Origin of the sequence: Affinundibacterium nitidum (assembly GCF_014284155.1) — a bacterium.
GTDB lineage: Bacteria > Pseudomonadota > Gammaproteobacteria > Burkholderiales > Burkholderiaceae_D > Undibacterium > Undibacterium nitidum.
Genome location: NZ_JACOFZ010000005.1, coordinates 135,569 through 154,289 on the forward strand (window position 1 = coordinate 135,569; position 18,721 = coordinate 154,289).

Here is an 18,721-nt window from a genome sequence, read left to right on the forward strand (position 1 = left end):
TCTATTTGATATGGGTCAAATGTTTATGGCGTAGCCGACGTGCTAGAAACATGCCTCGAAATTAGGTACGGAAGGTTTGCAGGTGAATACTCGTCTCCGTATTTTGAATTGCCTTGATCAAGCGTATCCGTTCCAAGATGGTCGACAGCTCAGATAGGTTTTCGGCTCGTAGACTGGCCAGTAAGTCCCAACGTCCATTGGTGTCATGAATCTCCTCAATCCCTGGCTCACCTAATAATTTAGCGATGACCGCCCGCGTTTCATTGCCCTCGACGGCGATGCTAATCCAAGCATGGATTTCGTTTGGCTGGGCGTCGGGACGCAGCCGTACGGTATAGCCGACGATGACACCGTCTTTTTCGAGTTTTTCAATGCGATTATTGACCGTCCCGCGCGACACCTTCAATTTGTATGCCAAAGCGGCAATACTGAGGCGGGCATTGGTGCGCAAAAGTCCAATTAATTGTTGATCTAAAGCATCCATTTTGTTTATTCCGTCAATTTAGGTCTTCATTTTGCCAGCTTTTTGACGAAATTGGTACATTTTTGCTGATTCTGTTTAACATTAACATCCCGTAAGATCCTTCCATCAGATTTTAAAAAGAACTTACGCAAAGTTGTTGCAGCGAGATTTACCCCTTCGCTTCATAGAAACAGTAAAAGCGCTGTTTTATCAAACAGCTGGTTGTAGAAATTTTGCGCAAGTTCTCGAGCGCCCCGCTATCAGGGGATTGAATTAGAGAATTGAAAAACGGAGACCATCATGTCCACAACTACACAAACAATTACACCACGTCGCGCAGTAACTCAATACTTGAGCGCAGAACGCGTTGCTGAAATCATCAACAAACGTGGCATCGCTGCTTGTATCACTGGCGTTGCTTCTTATATCAACCAAGATTTCTTGCGTTGGAACGCGTTTGATAAGTGCGCTCGTGTTGCTAGCCACTCTGACGTGGGCGTGATCGAATTGATGCCGATCGCTGATGACAAGAGCTATACATTTAAGTATGTGAACGGCCATCCAAGTAACCACCGCTTTAATTTGCCAACAGTAATGGCTTTCGGTGTATTGGCTGACGTAGAAACAGGTGTGCCAGAGTTGGTTAGTGAATTGACTTTAACGACGGCAATTCGCACAGCAGCGATGTCTGCAGTGGCTGCCCGCGCATTGGCACGTGACAATTGCAAAACAATGGCGATCATCGGCAACGGTGCACAAAGCGATTTCCAAGCTTTAGCATTCCATCATTTGTTGGGCGTTGAGACTTTCCATTTGTACGATATCGATTCCGCTGCAACAGACAAATTGGAAGCCAACTTGGCGAAATTTGGTTTGAAAACTAAACGTTTCAATAGCACTAAAGAAGCAGTCAAAGGCGTGGACATCATCACGACGGTCACTGCAGACAAAACCAATGCAACGATCATTACGCCAGACATGATTGAGCCAGGTATGCACATCAATGGCGTAGGTGGCGACTGCCCAGGTAAGACAGAGTTGCACGCCGATGTATTGCGTATGGGTCCAGTATTCTGCGAATTTGAGCCACAATCGCGTATCGAAGGCGATATGCAACAAATGCCAGCGGACTTCCCAGTGACAGAATTGTGGACAGTGTTGTCAGGCAAGGTTGTTGGCCGTAGCAGCGCTGACCAAGTAACGATTTTTGATTCTGTTGGTTTCGCTTTGGAAGATTACTCTGCTTTACGCTACATGCGCGATGTAGCGATTGAGTTGGGTATGAATGAAACTTTGTCATTGATTCCAGCATTGCCAGATCCAAAAAATCTGTTTGGTTTCATTGGCGCTAATGCTCCTACGACAACAACAGCTGCACGTGCTGTTCCAGCATTCGTAGCCTAAGTGATAGATTTTTGCTTATTGTAGATATTTTTGGTAGTAAATCATATAAGTTTGATCGTCCGGTAGTTACCGATTGAGCCCGAATTCCTTAAGAATTCGGGTTTTTTTTTATTCAAAACAAAAATAAAGGCGAAAAAGTGAAAAAAACTGAGATTTTGTAAGTATTTGTGTCAACCGACTGTTTCTGGCTCACGTTCTTGGACGTAAGCATCTTCACACGAAGGTTTGAGAATAGTGAAGAGTACCCCCCGAGAGGAAACATCATGATTTACGAAATTTTAGTTCGCCCTTCTTACAATAAAGTGATGACGTCTGATCACTTGATCTGGGTTGATAGTGAAATGCCAACACGCTTTTTTGAGCAATGGTTGCGTGATCATGCTTTGTTAGACGGCAGTGGTCGTTCCCCTATCGTGCGTTGGGGTATTGTACAAAGCCAACGTCCAGCGCATTTTGAATTGGCGACACAGGAAGGTGCTTTGACAGACCGTATCGCTGAATTGATGAGCGGTGCAGCACATTTGGCAGAGCTGCCAGTATCGGCGCGTGATTCTGCTGTTGCAAAGACACCAGTTTTTTTGGCAGCATAAATTTACCGCAGCGCCTTCATCTGAGCGCTGAGTAGAAAATAATAACAGCGACAAGCCACTGTGATGGTTTGTCGCTGTTTTCATTTCTGGGCAGCAAGTTCGCGCCTAATCTGAAGTAGTTCCCGGCTCTACATAAATACCCCCACAGACTATGGTCTGGTCGAGGCGTTCGCAATACATGAGCTTATGCTCGATCTTCTTACTTTCAGGATTCCTAAACTTGTATTCATGCCAGAACTGCTGGTGATTGCGGGCGAGTGCCAGCCGTTCAATCACGAATGCTTTGCCGTCAACGTCGGTAAGATTAATGAGGTCTTTGCCTATCATCTTGGGATTTGCCCCGTGTGCAAGGACGATGCCATTGATTTCATAGACCACAATGTAAAGATCGCGGTCGGTGAATTGACCCTCTTGCGAATTAAATTCTCGATAAGCCTTTGCTGGTCCATTGTCTTGGATGAAGCTGACCGCTTTTTTGACCATTGCCACCGCTTCCGCTTTGTTGGCGCCAACATCTTCGCTTGCAGCGCATGAAATAAGGAGTAGAGACGCAATACAAGTCAGCAGATATTTTGTGAAGGAAAAGAGTGCTTTGTTCATTGATTTAAGTGCTTTGGTCTATTGAAACTTGCTTTGCGCTGCGTGAAAACGATCAAGTTTCGATGAGTACATTGAGTAGACTTCTTGTGAGGTGCTATTTGATTTTGCTGCGGTTAGGTGCTGTTCAGCCGCTTTCATATCGCCTAACTTCAGGTGTGCCATCCCCAGCCAAAAGTGAAATTCATGATAATCCGGCGCGCGGTCGAGCTCACGCTCAAACCATCGTTTGGCAGTTTGGTAATCTTGATCTTCCATCGCTTTCATTCCCAATTTGAAGAAGTGGAAGGGGGGGAAGGGTTGCCGACTTGCCAGCTTTTCTTGCATGGCTTTGGCGTCGGCTAGGCGATTCGTTTGTTCCATCGCTTGTATGATATTCGACATGGCAACCGTGCTGGATGGATCAAGTCTTAAAGCGGCATCAAGTGCGTTATAGGCCAGTTCATCATTCTTATGGCGCAAATAGACCACGCCAAGGGTATTGTATCCGGCAGCATAACTAGGGTCAGCAGTTAATGCAGCACGTGCCCAATGGTATGCTTGGTTGAGGTCACCCGCCGACATACTCTCTGCAGCTCGATTATTGAAATACATGGCGACGATGGTCTTTTCCTCGAGCTCTAAGGTTCGTTGACCAGCGATTTCTTCTGGTGGATAAAAATCAATCGTCATTTGATGGTTCTTGTCGAGGTGATTCCTATCATCGAAATGACGTTTCCCTAATACGATGTTGACGTGGCCAACATTGAAATAAAGTGCACCATTTCGACTCCACGTTTCTGGGGTGATGACACTTTGATAGCTGATATCCATGCCCATTTCTTTTGCTATCGCTGCTGTCATGATCACGAGCGATAAACAATTGCCCGATCTCGCACTAAAGGTCTCGGCAGCATTTCGCGTGTAGCTTGAATCGTATTCCAGTTTTAATTGTGCTTTGGTGTAGAGAGCGTTGAAGAGTGCTCGTTGATGGCTTGATGAACGTATCTGGGTCAGAATTTCTTTGGCGATAAATTGCTTCATCTCCGCGGTTGGCGCGAAGATAGCAGCAGCATCAGGTGTTTGTTTGGCAATGGCAAAGCTTTGGTCGTCAAACAGGTGCTGTGGTACTTGGACGACGGGGCGCTGCATGGCACATGCCGAGAGAAGTGCCACGCAGCTCATCAACGCGAGATACTTGGCCCGGATTTGTAGACTAATTAGCATTCTGGTCTCCCTGTCGCACAGTGCAGATCTTGCACTGTGAATTCGATCTCTGATCTTCAGAATAGTTCGAATTCGTTATGCTGCAAAGCAAATTGCGACAGAGAGGGTCATTGATGGGATAAAAAGGGTAAGAGGTGCAATTAATATGCAACAGTGAAGCGGCTTCCTATGTGTTCCGCTTTCTCTAATTCGTCCACCATCGCCACGGCATAGTCCTCGACAGAGATGTGGCTATTACCGGATTCGTCAGTCAACAATTGATCTTTACCAAGGCGAAATTGCGCTGTGCGTTCACCTGGTGCGATCATCGCGGCCGGGCTGAGCATGGTCCAAGACAAAGCAGTTTCGGCACGCAACATCAGCAACGTTTGGCGCGCGCCTTCAGCCGAAGCGCGATACGCATCCGGGAAGTTTGGCGTATCTAATAAGGCAACGCCAGGTGCAACTTCGAGTGAGCCAGCTCCTCCTACTACTAATAAACGTGCCGCGGCAGCTGTTTTTGCTGCGGCGATAATGTTCTTCATACCGTCAACGTAGTAGTCCAAGGTATTGCTTTGCGCATGACCGCTAAAGGCGGTGATCACAGCATCGTGACCTTTCAGCTGCGCACTCAGGGTTTCGACATTATTCACGTCGCTGCGATGCGCATGCAATTGTGGATGTGCTGCTAGTTTCTCTGGTCGAGAAACATAAGCGTGAACCTGATGTCCGCGTGTTAATAATTCTTTCAAGATGGCTGAGCCGATAAAACCTGATGCGCCGATGAGTGCTACTTGCATGATGTATTCCTTTCGCGATTGCGGATGAGTTTGGTTTTTTTGACTGGTCGCTCGAAAGTGATCAAGCGGTACAGTGTGAGAAGAAGTATGCGCTTTTAGATTGACTAGATAAATAAGCAAATCTAGAATTGATTGTTTCGATTTTCTAATCAATGGAGGAGCGGCTAGCATGTCGACATTGGACCAGATTGACCTCAATACGCTCAGTATTTTTGATGCTGTTGTCGAGATGGGCGGTTTTACCGCAGCGGCAAATAAGCTCGACATCGCCAAAGCGAAAGTGAGTCTGCAAATTGCAAGGCTGGAGAAACAGTTGGGGACGAGTTTGTTCATCCGTACTACCCGTCAGGTCAGCTTGACCGATGCGGGGCGGCAGCTACACGAACAGTGTCAACCATATCTTGCAGGATTGCGCGAAGCCTTGCATCAATTGGGGAATCCAGCCACCGAGTTGCATGGCGTGCTGCGCGTATCTGCCAGCGTCAATCATGCCAGTCAATCGGTTGCGCCAGCACTCGCGAAATTCGCTCAGCTTCATCCGCATCTACGTGTTGATCTGCGTACCAATGATCGGATTACTGATCTGATTGCAGATGGCATCGACCTGTCGTTTCGCATGGGATGGCTCAGAGATTCGTCCCAGCGGGCGATCAAGCTCGGTGAGTTCGAGCAATGGTTATTGGCGTCGCCTACGTATCTTAAAAAGTGGGGAAGACCCAGTCATCCTTCGGAATTGCGTGAACACGAATGGATTGCACTGTCATTGTTATCGGCCCCATTAACTTGGAAATTTGTTGGGCCACACCAAGAGCAGTGCCAAGTGCATATGAAATCGCGAATTCAGGTTGATGCACCGAGCTCAATGCTGGCATTGATGCAGCAAGGTCTGGGTATTTCGGTGATGGAACAAATGAGCGCACAACAAGCGATTAAAGCTGGCAATTTAGAACGTGTTTTATCGCAATGGAGTTTACCGCAGGGTGGAATCTATGCGGTTTTGCCACCGGGGCGCCACATGCCCGCGAAAGTACGTGCCTTCATCGATTTCTATCGGGACTACTTGCAGTGAACTGAACGCGCTACGCTTCACTTTGAACACATACTGACTTCACAAGCTGTTTTTAGAATGCGATCTCCTTTAGTTCTGACATAGAAGCGAGGTCATCCATGAAAAACAGAGTCTTACTGATTAACCCGCCGCATACGGCGATCGGTAGCCGTATCCCGCGTGAGCATTTGCCACCATTGGGCTTGCTGAGCATAGCTGGCCCTATGATTGATGCAGGGTTCCAGCTCGATTTGCTCGATGCCGAATTTGGCCCGATGAACCTGTTCGAGGTCGTCAAAGAGGCTCGTAACCGTCGGCCTGATTGGATTCTGATCGGGCATTCCGGTTCTTCGTCGGTGCACGCCACAGTCATGATTTTGTGCGGCATGCTGAAATTTACTTTGCCTGAGGTCAGTATCGTCTATGGTGGTGTTCATCCTAGTTATCACTACGATGAGATTTTGAAAGAAACAGAATCAATTGATGTCATCGTCCGTGGCGAAGGAGAACGCACTGCTACGCAATTACTACTAGCGTTGCAGTGCGGGGGCGACCTCACGGAGATCAAAGGTATCGCATTTCGGCAAGGTGCCGAGGTGTATGCGAGTGAACCCGCAGAGATGATAGAGAAACTCGACGACTATCGCGTTGCTTGGGAATTGATAGACCACCGTCGTTATTCGTATTGGGGCGGCAAGCGCGCAGTGGTCGCGCAATTTTCACGCGGCTGCCCACATCTGTGCAGCTACTGCGGACAGCGTGGTTTTTGGAGCCAGTGGCGACATCGCGATCCCGTTCGATTTGCGCGTGAGCTTGCGAATCTGCATCGTGAACATGGTGTGGAATTGATCAATTTTGCCGATGAACTACCAACGGGTTCACGCAAGGCATGGAAAGCTTTTCTCGAAGCCTTGATCGCCGAAAATGTGCCTTTGATCTTGGTCGGCTCCACCCGCGCCAGCGATATCGTACGCGATGCCGATATTCTTCACTTATATAAAAAGGCCGGTGTGATCCGCTTCCTGCTGGGAATTGAAAGTTATAGCGAAGCCACGCTCAAACGCATCAAGAAGGGCGGTAGTATCAGCGAAGATCAGCAGGCGATTCAACTGATGAGAAAGCATGGCATTGTCTCGATGGCGACCTACGTCGTTGGATTTGAGGAAGAGACTGATCTCGATTATTGGCGTTCATTGCGCCATTTACTGCGTTACGATCCGGATCAAATTCAGATGCTATACGTCACGCCTCATCGCTGGACGCCCTACTATCCAACCGTGATGCAACGCACAGTGATCCAAACAGATACACGCAAATGGGACTACAAGCACCAAGTCTTGGCAACCCAAAAAGTGCCAGCGTGGCGTGTCTTCCTGTGGGTGAAGAGTATCGAAGTCATCATGCAATTACGACCGAAAGCCATTTTCCGAAATTTGTTTGTAAGAGATTCAGACGTTGGCTATGCCATGCGTTGGTACACCCGTATTGGTAGGCGTGTGTGGTTTCATGAAGTCTTTCATTTTTTGTTCAAAGGCCGTCGTCAAAAACGGGGGCCTAGTCTTGAAGCTTTTTTAGGAAACTCACTCGAGCAGAGGGAATATAGTATGCAGAAACGCAAGCATATAACAATCAAAACAGCTTCATGAGGCTAAAGGTGTTTGTTGTATGAGTTTTCTGACCTCCGGCAGGCATGAGCCGCAGTTTGTGCCGCATGCGAGCTGATTCTGCAACAGTTTTAGTTTATCGGATGGAGCGAGGGCGATTGCTATTTGACTTCGATTTAATAACGCATCTTGAATTTTTTCACGTGACACGTTCATGCAGCTGCAGACGATGGTACTTGCAGGAGACTTCAGGTTGCCTAATGAAGCATTTTTTTGCAGTAGCGCTGCACTTTGGATAATAGGTTCTTTCGTATGCAATAAAGGGCTCAACCAAGATTCAGCACTGATGTCTCCTGTGAGTGCATAGCTACGAATGGTACGAGTATTATGATTTTGTTGTAGTCGAATGTGGCGTGATGCTGAACGAGCTTTATCTTCATATCGTAGATTGTCACTGCTATCGATTTGTAGGAGCTGTAATAATGCCTGAAAACGGTCTGCGTTAATGGTTTCGGTATGCGCGCCACGAAAGACAATCCCTGCATCCTCACCACGTCCAAAGAGGGTGCAACTCGCGTAAGAAAAATCTGAATAAAATTGGCGTAAGTTCTGCTGAACCTCAAGCAGCTCTTCTTCACTAATCCACGTCACTGCCAGGAAACGCCATGCTAAATCGATCTTATTGATCTTCACATGGGCCAGTTTCAATTCCGGTTGTTTAGAACTTGGATCGAAAGCACTGGTGGTGAGTGCGTTGACACCCAGATGCTCAGAACTCATCTGATCTTGATTCAGATGATGGCCACCAGTAAATTCTTGACCCCAATGCATAGGGATGAAAACCTGACCCGAGTGTAGGCTATCACTTTGATTCGCAGGCAAGATGATCTTTCCTCTTGCATTGCTAATCTCTATTAAGTCACCCTCCGTAATAAAACGTGCTTGCATATCGCTAGCGGCGAGTTGAACTGAAGGCTCTGGTGCATGTGCAAATAGTTGAGCAACGGTTCCTGTGCGACTCATGCCATGCCATTGATCGCGTAGACGTCCAGTATTTAGCAAAAACGGATAGCGTGCGGATACTTTTTCACTTGGCGCAATATATGCGGTCGGTATGAACTTTGCGCGGCCATTCTCGGTAGCAAATTGAGCGGTAGTGTAAAGGCGGGTAGCGCCCTTTTGTGCGCCAAAGGGATAAGGCCATTGTTGCGGGCCCTGTTCATCTAAGATGCCATAGGAAAGTCCGGTAATGTCGAGGTCTCTACCGGCAGTACTTTGGCGATGTTCATTCCAGATTTCTTCACTGTCAGCATAGTCGAAATACGGTTTGTCTCGATGGAGTTTTCTTGCGAGTTTGAGCGCAACGGCCTTCGCAATTTCCCAGTCTGGTTTCGCTTGCGCAAAGGGAGATAAAGCCGCTCTTACACGAGAAATACGTCGTTCGGAGTTAGTCACCGTGCCCGACTTTTCTCCCCAGCTTGCTGCTGGGAAAACGACATCTGCATAGGCCATCGTTGCTGTTCCGCGATAGGCTTCTTGTACGATAACCAGCTCTGCGCGTTCTAAAGCTTCCCTGATCAAATGTTGGTCAGGCATCGACTGAGCTGGATTGGTGCATACAATCCAGAGGATCTTAATTTCGCCTTGGCGTGCTGCGTTAAACATTTCGACCGCTGTTTTTCCTGCAGTCGATGGTAGTTCGTCTACCCCCCAAAGTTCCGCAACTTCAGCCCGATGCTGTGCGTTATTTAAATCACGATGGGCCGATAGTAAGTTCGCCATGCCTCCTGTCTCCCGCCCACCCATCGCATTGGGTTGGCCAGTGAGAGAAAACGGACCTGCTCCTTCACGACCTATATGGCCCGTTGCTAGATGTAAATTAATTAGGGCACTATTTTTTGCCGTGCCCGCGGTCGATTGATTTAAGCCCTGACAATACAAAGATAGACTCGCATTGGAGGTAGCAAACCAACGGGTGGCTTCTAGCAAATCTTGTTCTCGAATGCCACAGGTCTTTGCCACCATACTGGGCGTAAAATCGCGAACGAGGTCTTTGAGTTCTGTGAATCCATCGGTGTGTGACCGAATGAATTCTTGATCTAGCCATCCCTCCCACAAACAGAGATAGAGCATGCCATTAAATAGGGCAACATCTGTCCCAGGTTGTATCGCCAGATGGAGATCAGCTTCTTGCGCAGTATCAGTGCGCCGTGGATCGACAACAATCACCTTGAGTTGTGGTCTGTTCCTACGCGCTTCTTCGATGCGACGATATAGAATTGGATGCGCATAGGCGGTATTCGAGCCTGCAATCAGGATCACTTCTGCTTGGTCGATATCTTCGTAACAGCATGGTGGCGCATCAGCACCGAGACTTTGTCTGTAAGCGGCCACCGCGCTCGACATGCATAGTCGGGAGTTGCTGTCGATGTTATTGGTGCCAATTAAACCTTTCGCTAGCTTGTTGAAGAGATAGTAATCTTCAGTAAGTAGTTGGCCTGATACGTACAAACCAATACTGTCAGGGCCGTGTTCTTGTATGCATTGTGCTAGTCGTTCACTCACAAACTCGAAACAACTTTCCCAATCAGACTCGCGCAATGCGTCTGCACGATTTTCTCGCATATGTGGTGCTAATACGCGGGCCTGTTGCTGCAAAATCCTTTTTGCACTTAAGTGCAAGCTGCTACCTTTACTACATAACTTCCCGAAATTGGCTGGATGCTCTGGATCACCACGCACACCGGTAATCTCTAAATCGTTGTGTTCGATAATAACGCCACAACCGACGCCGCAGTAGCAACAGGTTGATTTCGTTTCTTGGGTAGTAGGATGCATGCCCATATTCTTTCTTGAGTTCAGGGCTCGATCGCTAAGCTTCGAATTTCATCACTATGTAGGAATATTTGTCCACCATCGAGATGAACTTGGAACGTTTGGCTGCAACCCACGTCAGGCGCGGTGGCGCAGCCATTTTGCAATTCGATATTCCAGTTATGCAAAGGGCAAGCGACTTTATCTCCGAACACAATGCCTTGTGATAGAGGCCCACCCTTGTGCGGGCACTTGTCAAGGATAGCAAAGACTTTGTCTTGGCTGGTACGAAAGATGGCGATATCAGCACCAGTGGGACGTGTGAAAACACGGGCACCGAGCACAGGGATGTCACTAACGTAACAGATTTTTTGCCATGAGGTAGACATGCTGATCTCTCCTAAATATCGAGTGGATGCGATTACGATGAAATACTTTCAAATTGACGCAGATCGACGTGCGCTTTTTCAGGTTCATGCCAAGGATCTGCTTCACCGTCGAGCGAAAACAATAAGCGCTGATAGAGTTCTTGCCGTCGCTCAGCATCTTCGATCATGGTTTTTTTGATGTAATCCATGCCAACTCGCGCCAAGTAGTGAACTGTGCGCTCTAGATACCATCCCTCTTCGCGATATAACTGCAAAAAGGCGCCCGCGTATTGCATCACTTCCTCATGGGTTTTGAGTTTGACTAAGAATTGAGCGACTTCAGTTTTGATGCCACCATTACCTCCAATATAGATTTCCCATCCTGAGTCGACCCCGATAACACCCACGTCTTTAATGCCGGCTTCAGCACAATTACGTGGGCAGCCAGACACCGCGAGTTTCACTTTGTGTGGTGCATACATGCGTGCTAAGGCGCGTTCGAGTTGTTGCCCCATCAGCGTGGAATTCTGTGTGCCGAAGCGGCACCACTCGCTACCGACGCAGGTTTTTACTGTGCGCAGACCTTTGGCATAAGCAAGTCCAGAGGGCATGCCTAGCTCTTGCCAGACGTTTCGCAAATCCTCTTTCTTTACCCCCAGCAGATCGATCCTTTGTCCGCCAGTGACTTTTACCGTTGGGATTTGGTATTTGTCGACCACGTCAGCGATACGCCTCAATTCAGAGGCGTTAGTCTCACCGCCCCACATCCGAGGAATCACAGAATAAGTGCCGTTCTTTTGGATATTGGCATGCGCTCGTTCGTTAATGAACCGCGATTGCGGATCGTCGATCGCCTCTTTCGGCCAAGTTGAAATCAGATAGTAGTTCAATGCTGGACGACAACTGGCGCAACCGTTAGGGCTTTTCCAGTCCATACTTTTCTGCACGTCAGCGATAGTCAGCAAATGCTGCTGACGAATCGCTTCGCGCACCACGCTGTGCGAATGTTCAGTGCAAGCGCACATCGCTTTTGCCTTCGGTGTGGCGGAGTAGTCGCCACCGGCAGTGAACATCAGAATCTGTTCGACCAATCCTGTGCAGGAACCGCAAGACGCCGATGCTTTGGTATGCTTGCGCACGTCTTCGATGGTAAATAAGCCTTTGTCTTTAATGGCTTTGACAATCGTACCCTTGCAGACGCCATTGCAACCACACACTTCCGCGTTGTCTGGCATAGCGGCAGCTTTGGTATGACCTTCATGGCCCACATCGCCGGTATTCGATTCGCCAAACATTAAAGAATCACGGATCTCTGCAATGTTTTTTCCCTCGCGTAGTAACTTGAAATACCAGCTACCATCGACGGTATCGCCATATAAGCAAGCGCCAATGAGTTTGTCGTCCTGAATGACGAGTTTCTTGTAAACGCCACCGATCGGGTCGGACAAGATAATCTCTTCAGTATTCTTGCCACCTGTGAAGTCGCCTGCGGAGAAGAGGTCGATCCCTGTGACTTTCAGTTTAGTCGAAGTTAAAGAACCCTGATAGCGACCAATACCGAAGTTCGCCAAATGGTTAGCGCACACCTTGGCCATTTCAAAAAGGGGGGCAACTAAGCCATACACCGTACCGCGATGATTGACGCATTCACCGACAGCATAGACACGAGGGTCGTAAGTTTGCATGGTGTCGTTGACCACGATGCCACGATTACAATACAGGCCAGCGGACTCGGCCAGACTCGTATTGGGACGTATCCCGACCGCCATCACCACCAGTTGTGCTGGAATTTCGAGACCATCACTAAAGCGGATAGCGCACACTTGTCCTTGATCGTCGCCCAGTAAGGCTTCGGTGTTTTTCTCAAGTAAAAATTGCAGGCCACGTTCCTCGAGCGATTTCTGCAACATCTTGGCTGCGGTCTGATCGAGTTGTCTATCCATCAGCCACGCGGGTAAATGGACGACAGAGACATCCATTCCACGGAGTTTAAGGCCATTGGCCGCTTCTAAGCCGAGCAAGCCACCTCCGATGACGACCGCGTGTTTATGTTGACTCGCCGCGGCGATCATTTGTTCGGTATCGTGAATATCGCGATAAGCAATGACACCTTTTAAGTCTTTGCCTGGTACTGGCAACATGAAGGGACTAGAGCCGGTCGCGATTAGGAGCCGATCGTAATGCGCTCGCGTACCATCTTCTGCTGTGACGAGCCGATTGACTCTATCGATGCTGACAATTTTCTTACCGAGATGCAGCGTGATGTGATTGTCGCTATACCATTCAAGCTCATTGAGCATGATGTCTTTTATTGTTTGCTCGCCTGCGAGTACCGGTGACAACAGAATACGGTTGTAGTTCGGATAGGGCTCAGCGCCGAACACCGTAATATCATAGAGTTCTGGCGCGATCTTCAATAACTCTTCCAGCGTACGAACACCCGCCATACCGTTGCCAATCATGACCAGCTTCATTTTTTTCATTTTCAACTCCAAAACTTTAGGCAGCGTCTTTGGTAGGATGCGATTGGCGGTGATAGAGGAACTCCAAAACCTGAGCTCGGTATTGGATGTAGTCATGATCATGAGCGAGTGCAACGCGATCACGAGGTCGTGGTAAGCTGACCGTCAAAACTTCGCCGATAGTGGCAGCAGGGCCATTGGTGAGCATCACGATTTTGTCGGATAACAAAACAGCTTCATCCACATCATGGGTGACCATCACTACCGTTGATTCGGTTTGGGCGACGATCTTCATCAACTCATCTTGTAAGTGCGCACGAGTGAGTGCGTCGAGTGCGCCAAAAGGCTCGTCCATCAGCAATACTTTGGGTTCAATCGCCAACGCCCGCGCGATGCCGACCCGTTGTTTCATGCCACCTGAAATCTCGTGTGGGCGTTTCTTCTCTGCCGCGCTTAAACCGACTAAGGCCAAGGCGCGGTGGGTACGATCAACTAATTTGCTCACACGCTCAGCGCGGCCAAATACACGTTCCACTGCAAGATAGATATTTTCAAAACAGGTGAGCCAAGGCAGGAGCGAATGGTTTTGAAAAACGACGCCGCGTTCCGGAGAGGGGCCAGAGATTTCTCGATTTGCACAAATCAAATTACCGCAGCTCGCCCGAGTGAGTCCAGCAAGCAAGTTCAAGAGTGTCGATTTGCCGCAACCTGAATGGCCAATCAAGGTAATGAATTCGCCTTTTGCGATCGTTAAATTGATATCGCTTAAGGCATGGAAGCTGCCATGTTTGGTATTGAACACCATATCAACGTGTTGGACTTCGATATACTTTTTGTGGCTAGTGTTATCCATCCTATTTTCCTCTGTCTTCACTCGATCTCAGTTACTGTCGTAGGTAAAAGCGCGTGCGGCGGCGACCAAAATTTGTTCGAGTACGAGCCCGACTAAACCAATGACAACGATGGCGATGATGATGTGCGGAACATTTAAGTTATTCCATTCATCCCATACCCAGAAGCCGATACCTACCCCACCAGTCAGCATTTCAGCGGCAACGATAACCAACCATGCTGTGCCTATTGCTAGACGAACACCAGTCAACATGTAAGGTAAGACGCTGGGGAATAGGATGCTGGTAAAGATTTTCCATTCCGACAAATCTAGTACGCGGGCGACGTTTAAGTAGTCTTGCGGCACCCGTTGTACTCCGATTGACGTGTTGATGATCATGGGCCAGATCGAGCAAATAAAGATTGACCAAATCGCAGCGGGATGCGCCGCTTTAAATACTAAGAGACCGATCGGCAGCCAAGCTAAGGGTGAGACAGGCTTGAGCAAACTAATGATAGGATTAAACATGCCTGCCAGAAAACGGAAGCGTCCTATCATAAAGCCCAGAGGAATGCCGATGACAGCGGCCAAACCGAAACCCAGCGCCACCCTTTTCAACGATGCATAAATGTTCCAGCCTATGCCTTGATCGTTCGGACCATTTTGGTAGAACGGATCAGCAAAGACCTTCAGCGCTTCATGATAAGTGGCGGTCGGTGTCGGCAATGCGCTGTTCTTTTCAGCGATGATGGACCAGATCAATACCAAGAGTGCTAGCCCTAGCACTTGAGGTAATAAATACAGTCCAATGTCGGCAAGTTTGTTTAGCCATAGACGAGGAGGTTTCACTCTATGCTTTTCCTCATTTGGCATGGCGACACTTGCAGCGGAAGTCAGATTCGTATGCTGGCTTCTGTCCTTTGCTTCAGGTAATCCATTCACGCTTAGCTTACTTACTGTCGCAGTCATGACCGTTCTCACGCTTTGATTTTGAAGGAGTTCGCATACGCCGTGGGATTTTTTCCATCCCATACGCTGCCATCGAGAAGTTTGCTCTTGCGCATAGGGTCTTTAGGGACATTGACCTTGGCTAAGCTGGCACCTTCTTTGTATAAATCGATACGGTTGACGGCCTGCGCAACCGCCATATAGTCTGGATCTGCTTTTAATAGTCCCCAACGACGATGCTGCGTCATAAACCACATACCATCCGAAAGGTAAGGGAAGTTCACTGCGCCATCATTAAAGAATTTCATGTAGTTAGGATCATCCCAAGTCTTGCCTAATCCATTTTGATAGCGACCAAGAATACGTTGGTTGATGACATCGACTGAGGTATTCACATACGATTTTTCAGCGATGGTTTCAGCCATTTTTTGTTTGTTGCTGAGCGATGCGTCTATCCAACGGCCTGCTTCAAGAATCGCAGCGACGACAGCACGTGCCGTATTGGGATATTTTTGCGAAAACTCTGCCGTGGTACCCAAGACTTTTTCTGGATGGTCGCGCCAAATGTCTTGGGTGGTCGCTGCCGTAATGCCTATGCCGTCAGCCACCGCACGATGATTCCACGGTTCACCAACACAGTAGCCGTCCATATTATCGACACGCATATTGGCGACCATTTGTGGTGGCGGTACTGTAATGACTTTGGCTTCTTTGATCGGATTGACACCATGTGCCGCTAACCAATAATAGAGCCACATGGCGTGCGTACCGGTTGGAAAGGTTTGCGCAAAGGTGTAGTCGCGTTTTTCTTTTTGCATTAGCTTTGCTAAGCCAGGGCCGTCGATAGCCCCCTTATCTGCAAGTTTTTTGGAAAGAGTGATGGCTTGCCCATTGTTATTGAGCGTCATCAAAATATTCATGTCTTTTTTAGGGCCGCCAATACCGAGTTGCACACCATAGATTAAGCCGTAGAGAACGTGCGCCGCATCGAGTTCGCCATTGACCAGCTTATCGCGCACACTTGCCCATGAGGCTTCTTTGGTTGGAATGATTTTGATACCGTATTTTTTGTCGAAACCGAGCACGGAAGCCATCACGACAGAGGCACAATCGGTCAGTGGAATAAAACCGATTTTGACTTCTTCTTTTTCTGGTTTATCTGAACCTGCGGCCCACACGCCGCCTGTGCTCAGGCTTAACATACTTCCTGCAGCCAGTGCGCTGGCGCCTTGTAATAATTGACGACGACTGGGGTCGACGGGGCGGTCGGTGATATGTGCATGTTGAACCTCATCGTTTGTGTTGGCAGATACTTGCTTGTCCATGGTTTCACTCCTGCTTTAGGTAAACATCAAATGGCAAAATCAAACTATTCCGAATGCGCAAAGCAAAAAAGCGTCTTCTCATCACACTGAAAGCAGTGAATGAGTAAGACGCCTTTGTCTGGTGGAACCGAACCGCCATTGGCTCGATATCCGCTGTACCGATTGGGTACTTAAAATAAGTTTAGCAAGTTGCGTGCCAAGTGGTATCTGCTCGAATTCGCCGACAATGTCGAATTAGTCGTGAAAAATAGGTTCAAGATGCACCGAATTGGATGCCAAATTGGTGCGTTGCACCAAAAACGCACGCGAACTGGTATCAACCGAGTAGGTCGGCAACATCGAGTATGCGTTGGGCCAAGTCGACCAATTTGAGGTTCTTCTCCATCGCTTGTTTACGTAACTTTTGATAGGCATCGTTCTCGCTCAAATGATGCTTTTCCATTAGGATGCCCTTGGCTCTATCAATGATTTTACGCTCGGCCAATTTGTTTTTTGTTTCGCTTAACTCGGTACGTAGTTTCTGATCTGCGTTGAAGCGCGCCACCGCCACTTCTAATACTGGCTTCACTCTTTCCACTTGTAAGCCTGCGACGACATAGGCGGAGACCCCAGCGCTCATCGCCGCTTCGAGTTGTGATGGTGTGCCTTCTTCAGTAAAGAGGACGATAGGGCGAGGGGCGTCACGGCTGACCATGACTAAGTCCTCAAGCACGTCGCGCGCATCGGACTCTGCGTCAATAATGATGAGATCTGGCTGTAGTTGAGTCAGACGTTCTACCAAGTAGATGTCACCAGGAATCGAGGCGACCACATTGTATCCCGCTTGTAGCAGACCAATTCTGAGGTCACGTGAACGCGCACGCTGACGCTGCATTACCGGGTCAGCTTCAGCCTCTGACGGCGATGAGTGGTCTACTGTGCCATCTACAGTCTCTTCTACAGTATTGATCACCACGATTCTTAAACTGGTGGCATGCGGGTCGAGCAAGTTATGTCCTTTAAAGAGCGTTAGATTTGGTCTCAGTCGTTTTGTGTCACTGAGTCTAAGTGAATGCAAGTATCGCGCCAAGATCATGAGTTGGTTCTGATAATAGAGTTTTTGGCATGTAAATCAATGAAAGCGAAAGTTCACATGCAGCACATCATGACTTCACAAGTCAGTTCTAAAGTCATCGCTCGATTAACTTTAGAGGCGCAAAGCCAAAATGAATACTCCTGTTCTCAACATTCAGCTGCATATCGATTTACGCTCAGGCACATTGGAGCTAAAGACTGCTTTCTCACAAGACCAAGCAGAAAAACGCCATCTTCACCTCCTTGCTTTATTGAGAGAGTTGCGTCGCCTCCAGCCGCAGGCGGTTGCGATACATGCAATTGGTTTACACGAAGCAAAAGCAATCGCACAGCTGCTTCTTAATATGGTGAAATTGACGCTACCGCGTTGCAAACTTAAGATTGTTGAAACCGATTTAGCATGATCTGGCGAGAGATGCGCCAAGCTCGCGTAGGCGTTTATCGTGATTTCCACTACAATGTCCCTAATTATTTTAGGCATTGGTAGAACACAAATGGCAAGACTTCCGCGTCTGGTTATTCCCCATCAAGCGCACCATATTACGCAGTCTGGTATCGACGGCAAAACCTTGTTCGTCGATAGCGCCGACTTCACGGCTTTTCTCGATTGGTTAAAGTCGGGCGCGAAGCAATTTGGTGTGGCTTTGCATGCGTATAGTATTTTGCCTGATCGCTTCCATCTACTTGCAACACCGAATGATGAGCTCGCACTTGGCAAGATGATGCAATGGCTGGGGCGCTATTATGTTCCGTATTTCAATGCGAAGTACAAGCGCAGTGGCTTATTGTGGCAAGGACGTTTCAAAGCAACAGTGATTGAAGCATCAACTTACTTCTTGCCTTGTTGTGTGTTGATTGAAGAGATGGCAGTTCGGCTGCACTTGGCGCAAGAGCCTGTAAATTATCCTTGGTCGAGCTGCCAGCACCATTTGGGTTTGCGAGCGGATCCTTTGGTTGCTGATCATGCGATGTATTGGGGCTTGGGAAATACGCCTTTCCAACGCGAAGCGGCTTATCGTGAGCTGCTCGAACGTGGTTTGTCTTCTGCTAACTTCAGCGCTATTACGAATGCCACCAGCAAAGCCTGGGTTCTCGGTTCTGACATGTACAAGGCTGAGATGGCGAAACTCACCGAGCGCAGAGTAGAACCTGTGCCGAGGGGGCGTCCGCGCAAACATAAACCTAGCGATTGAACCTATTAGGAGCA

Annotated in this window: 17 protein-coding genes; 6 read left to right on the forward strand and 11 right to left on the reverse strand. The window is 48.3% G+C overall.

The genetic code is table 11. The features are described 5' to 3' along the window. Positions 1-61: 61 nt before the first annotated feature. Positions 62-484 carry an Lrp/AsnC family transcriptional regulator gene (locus tag H8K36_RS13630; RefSeq protein ID WP_186917043.1) on the reverse strand — a complete coding sequence of 141 codons (423 nt, stop codon included), beginning with the start codon at positions 482-484 and terminating at the stop codon, positions 62-64. 279 nt (positions 485-763) lie between these two features. Here H8K36_RS13630 and H8K36_RS13635 point away from each other — a divergent pair, with 279 nt between their 5' ends. Further along, complete coding sequence (locus tag H8K36_RS13635) at positions 764-1,867, forward strand: ornithine cyclodeaminase (protein WP_186917044.1); 1,104 nt, start codon at positions 764-766, stop codon at positions 1,865-1,867. Between the two features lie 263 nt (positions 1,868-2,130). Further along, the gene (locus H8K36_RS13640) at positions 2,131-2,457 is read left to right on the forward strand and encodes a hypothetical protein (protein WP_186917045.1); all 327 of its coding nucleotides are present in this window, start codon (positions 2,131-2,133) and stop codon (positions 2,455-2,457) included. Positions 2,458-2,562: 105 nt separating this feature from the next. On the opposite strand, the gene H8K36_RS13645 is transcribed toward H8K36_RS13640, so the two are convergent. The 3 genes from H8K36_RS13645 to H8K36_RS13655 form a co-directional block, all read right to left on the reverse strand. Continuing rightward, on the reverse strand, positions 2,563-3,057 hold the full coding sequence (locus H8K36_RS13645; protein WP_186917046.1) for a cache domain-containing protein: 495 nt from the start codon (positions 3,055-3,057) through the stop codon (positions 2,563-2,565). Between the two features lie 18 nt (positions 3,058-3,075). Continuing rightward, positions 3,076-4,260, reverse strand: coding sequence for a tetratricopeptide repeat protein (locus H8K36_RS13650; RefSeq protein ID WP_186917047.1), 1,185 nt, complete (start codon positions 4,258-4,260; stop codon positions 3,076-3,078). 140 nt (positions 4,261-4,400) lie between these two features. Beyond that, on the reverse strand, positions 4,401-5,039 hold the full coding sequence (locus tag H8K36_RS13655; RefSeq protein WP_186917048.1) for an NAD(P)-dependent oxidoreductase: 639 nt from the start codon (positions 5,037-5,039) through the stop codon (positions 4,401-4,403). A 169-nt stretch (positions 5,040-5,208) separates the two neighbouring features. Between H8K36_RS13655 and H8K36_RS13660 the strand changes: the two genes are divergently transcribed. Beyond that, the gene (locus H8K36_RS13660; protein ID WP_186917049.1) at positions 5,209-6,108 is read left to right on the forward strand and encodes a LysR family transcriptional regulator; all 900 of its coding nucleotides are present in this window, start codon (positions 5,209-5,211) and stop codon (positions 6,106-6,108) included. Positions 6,109-6,206: 98 nt separating this feature from the next. Next, positions 6,207-7,733, forward strand: a complete 1,527-nt coding sequence (gene bchE / locus H8K36_RS13665) for a magnesium-protoporphyrin IX monomethyl ester anaerobic oxidative cyclase (protein WP_186917050.1) — start codon at positions 6,207-6,209, stop codon at positions 7,731-7,733. Here bchE and H8K36_RS13670 read toward each other — a convergent pair. From H8K36_RS13670 to H8K36_RS13700, 7 genes are all read right to left on the reverse strand, one after another. Next, positions 7,728-10,529, reverse strand: a complete 2,802-nt coding sequence (locus tag H8K36_RS13670; protein ID WP_186917051.1) for a nitrate reductase — start codon at positions 10,527-10,529, stop codon at positions 7,728-7,730. The two genes, bchE and H8K36_RS13670, sit on opposite strands and share 6 nt — an antisense overlap. 20 nt (positions 10,530-10,549) lie before the next feature. After that, the gene (nirD, locus tag H8K36_RS13675) at positions 10,550-10,894 is read right to left on the reverse strand and encodes a nitrite reductase small subunit NirD (RefSeq protein ID WP_186917052.1); all 345 of its coding nucleotides are present in this window, start codon (positions 10,892-10,894) and stop codon (positions 10,550-10,552) included. A gap of 32 nt (positions 10,895-10,926) precedes the next feature. Further along, on the reverse strand, positions 10,927-13,356 hold the full coding sequence (gene nirB, locus H8K36_RS13680) for a nitrite reductase large subunit NirB (protein WP_186917053.1): 2,430 nt from the start codon (positions 13,354-13,356) through the stop codon (positions 10,927-10,929). 16 nt (positions 13,357-13,372) lie between these two features. After that, positions 13,373-14,188: an ABC transporter ATP-binding protein gene (locus H8K36_RS13685; RefSeq protein ID WP_186917054.1), complete on the reverse strand. Its 816-nt coding sequence runs from the start codon at positions 14,186-14,188 to the stop codon at positions 13,373-13,375. A 27-nt stretch (positions 14,189-14,215) separates the two neighbouring features. After that, the gene (gene ntrB / locus H8K36_RS13690; RefSeq protein ID WP_186917160.1) at positions 14,216-15,040 is read right to left on the reverse strand and encodes a nitrate ABC transporter permease; all 825 of its coding nucleotides are present in this window, start codon (positions 15,038-15,040) and stop codon (positions 14,216-14,218) included. A gap of 104 nt (positions 15,041-15,144) precedes the next feature. Continuing rightward, entirely contained in the window at positions 15,145-16,317 is a 1,173-nt protein-coding gene (locus H8K36_RS13695; RefSeq protein WP_230404649.1) for a CmpA/NrtA family ABC transporter substrate-binding protein, read from the reverse strand. A 439-nt stretch (positions 16,318-16,756) separates the two neighbouring features. Further along, positions 16,757-17,428, reverse strand: coding sequence for an ANTAR domain-containing response regulator (locus H8K36_RS13700; RefSeq protein ID WP_370587147.1), 672 nt, complete (start codon positions 17,426-17,428; stop codon positions 16,757-16,759). A 217-nt stretch (positions 17,429-17,645) separates the two neighbouring features. Here H8K36_RS13700 and H8K36_RS13705 point away from each other — a divergent pair, with 217 nt between their 5' ends. Next, positions 17,646-17,918 (forward strand): hypothetical protein, encoded by a 273-nt coding sequence (locus H8K36_RS13705; RefSeq protein WP_186917056.1) that lies wholly within the window; start codon positions 17,646-17,648, stop codon positions 17,916-17,918. Positions 17,919-18,008: 90 nt separating this feature from the next. Continuing rightward, positions 18,009-18,707, forward strand: coding sequence for a transposase (locus tag H8K36_RS13710; RefSeq protein ID WP_186917057.1), 699 nt, complete (start codon positions 18,009-18,011; stop codon positions 18,705-18,707). The last annotated feature ends 14 nt before the right edge of the window (positions 18,708-18,721 follow it).

What these genes read in the sequence shown, in the direction of transcription:
- H8K36_RS13630 (WP_186917043.1), bottom strand. Translation starts at nt 484, where the DNA reads ATGGATGCTTTAGATCAACAATTAATTGGACTTTTGCGCACCAATGCC.
- nirB (WP_186917053.1), bottom strand. Translation starts at nt 13,356, where the DNA reads ATGAAAAAAATGAAGCTGGTCATGATTGGCAACGGTATGGCGGGTGTT.
- H8K36_RS13635 (WP_186917044.1), top strand. Translation starts at nt 764, where the DNA reads ATGTCCACAACTACACAAACAATTACACCACGTCGCGCAGTAACTCAA.
- ntrB (WP_186917160.1), bottom strand. Translation starts at nt 15,040, where the DNA reads ATGCCAAATGAGGAAAAGCATAGAGTGAAACCTCCTCGTCTATGGCTA.
- H8K36_RS13650 (WP_186917047.1), bottom strand. Translation starts at nt 4,260, where the DNA reads ATGCTAATTAGTCTACAAATCCGGGCCAAGTATCTCGCGTTGATGAGC.
- H8K36_RS13670 (WP_186917051.1), bottom strand. Translation starts at nt 10,529, where the DNA reads ATGCATCCTACTACCCAAGAAACGAAATCAACCTGTTGCTACTGCGGC.
- bchE (WP_186917050.1), top strand. Translation starts at nt 6,207, where the DNA reads ATGAAAAACAGAGTCTTACTGATTAACCCGCCGCATACGGCGATCGGT.
- H8K36_RS13710 (WP_186917057.1), top strand. Translation starts at nt 18,009, where the DNA reads ATGGCAAGACTTCCGCGTCTGGTTATTCCCCATCAAGCGCACCATATT.
- H8K36_RS13645 (WP_186917046.1), bottom strand. Translation starts at nt 3,057, where the DNA reads ATGAACAAAGCACTCTTTTCCTTCACAAAATATCTGCTGACTTGTATT.
- H8K36_RS13685 (WP_186917054.1), bottom strand. Translation starts at nt 14,188, where the DNA reads ATGGATAACACTAGCCACAAAAAGTATATCGAAGTCCAACACGTTGAT.
- H8K36_RS13705 (WP_186917056.1), top strand. Translation starts at nt 17,646, where the DNA reads ATGAATACTCCTGTTCTCAACATTCAGCTGCATATCGATTTACGCTCA.
- H8K36_RS13640 (WP_186917045.1), top strand. Translation starts at nt 2,131, where the DNA reads ATGATTTACGAAATTTTAGTTCGCCCTTCTTACAATAAAGTGATGACG.
- H8K36_RS13695 (WP_230404649.1), bottom strand. Translation starts at nt 16,317, where the DNA reads ATGTTAAGCCTGAGCACAGGCGGCGTGTGGGCCGCAGGTTCAGATAAA.
- nirD (WP_186917052.1), bottom strand. Translation starts at nt 10,894, where the DNA reads ATGTCTACCTCATGGCAAAAAATCTGTTACGTTAGTGACATCCCTGTG.
- H8K36_RS13660 (WP_186917049.1), top strand. Translation starts at nt 5,209, where the DNA reads ATGTCGACATTGGACCAGATTGACCTCAATACGCTCAGTATTTTTGAT.
- H8K36_RS13655 (WP_186917048.1), bottom strand. Translation starts at nt 5,039, where the DNA reads ATGCAAGTAGCACTCATCGGCGCATCAGGTTTTATCGGCTCAGCCATC.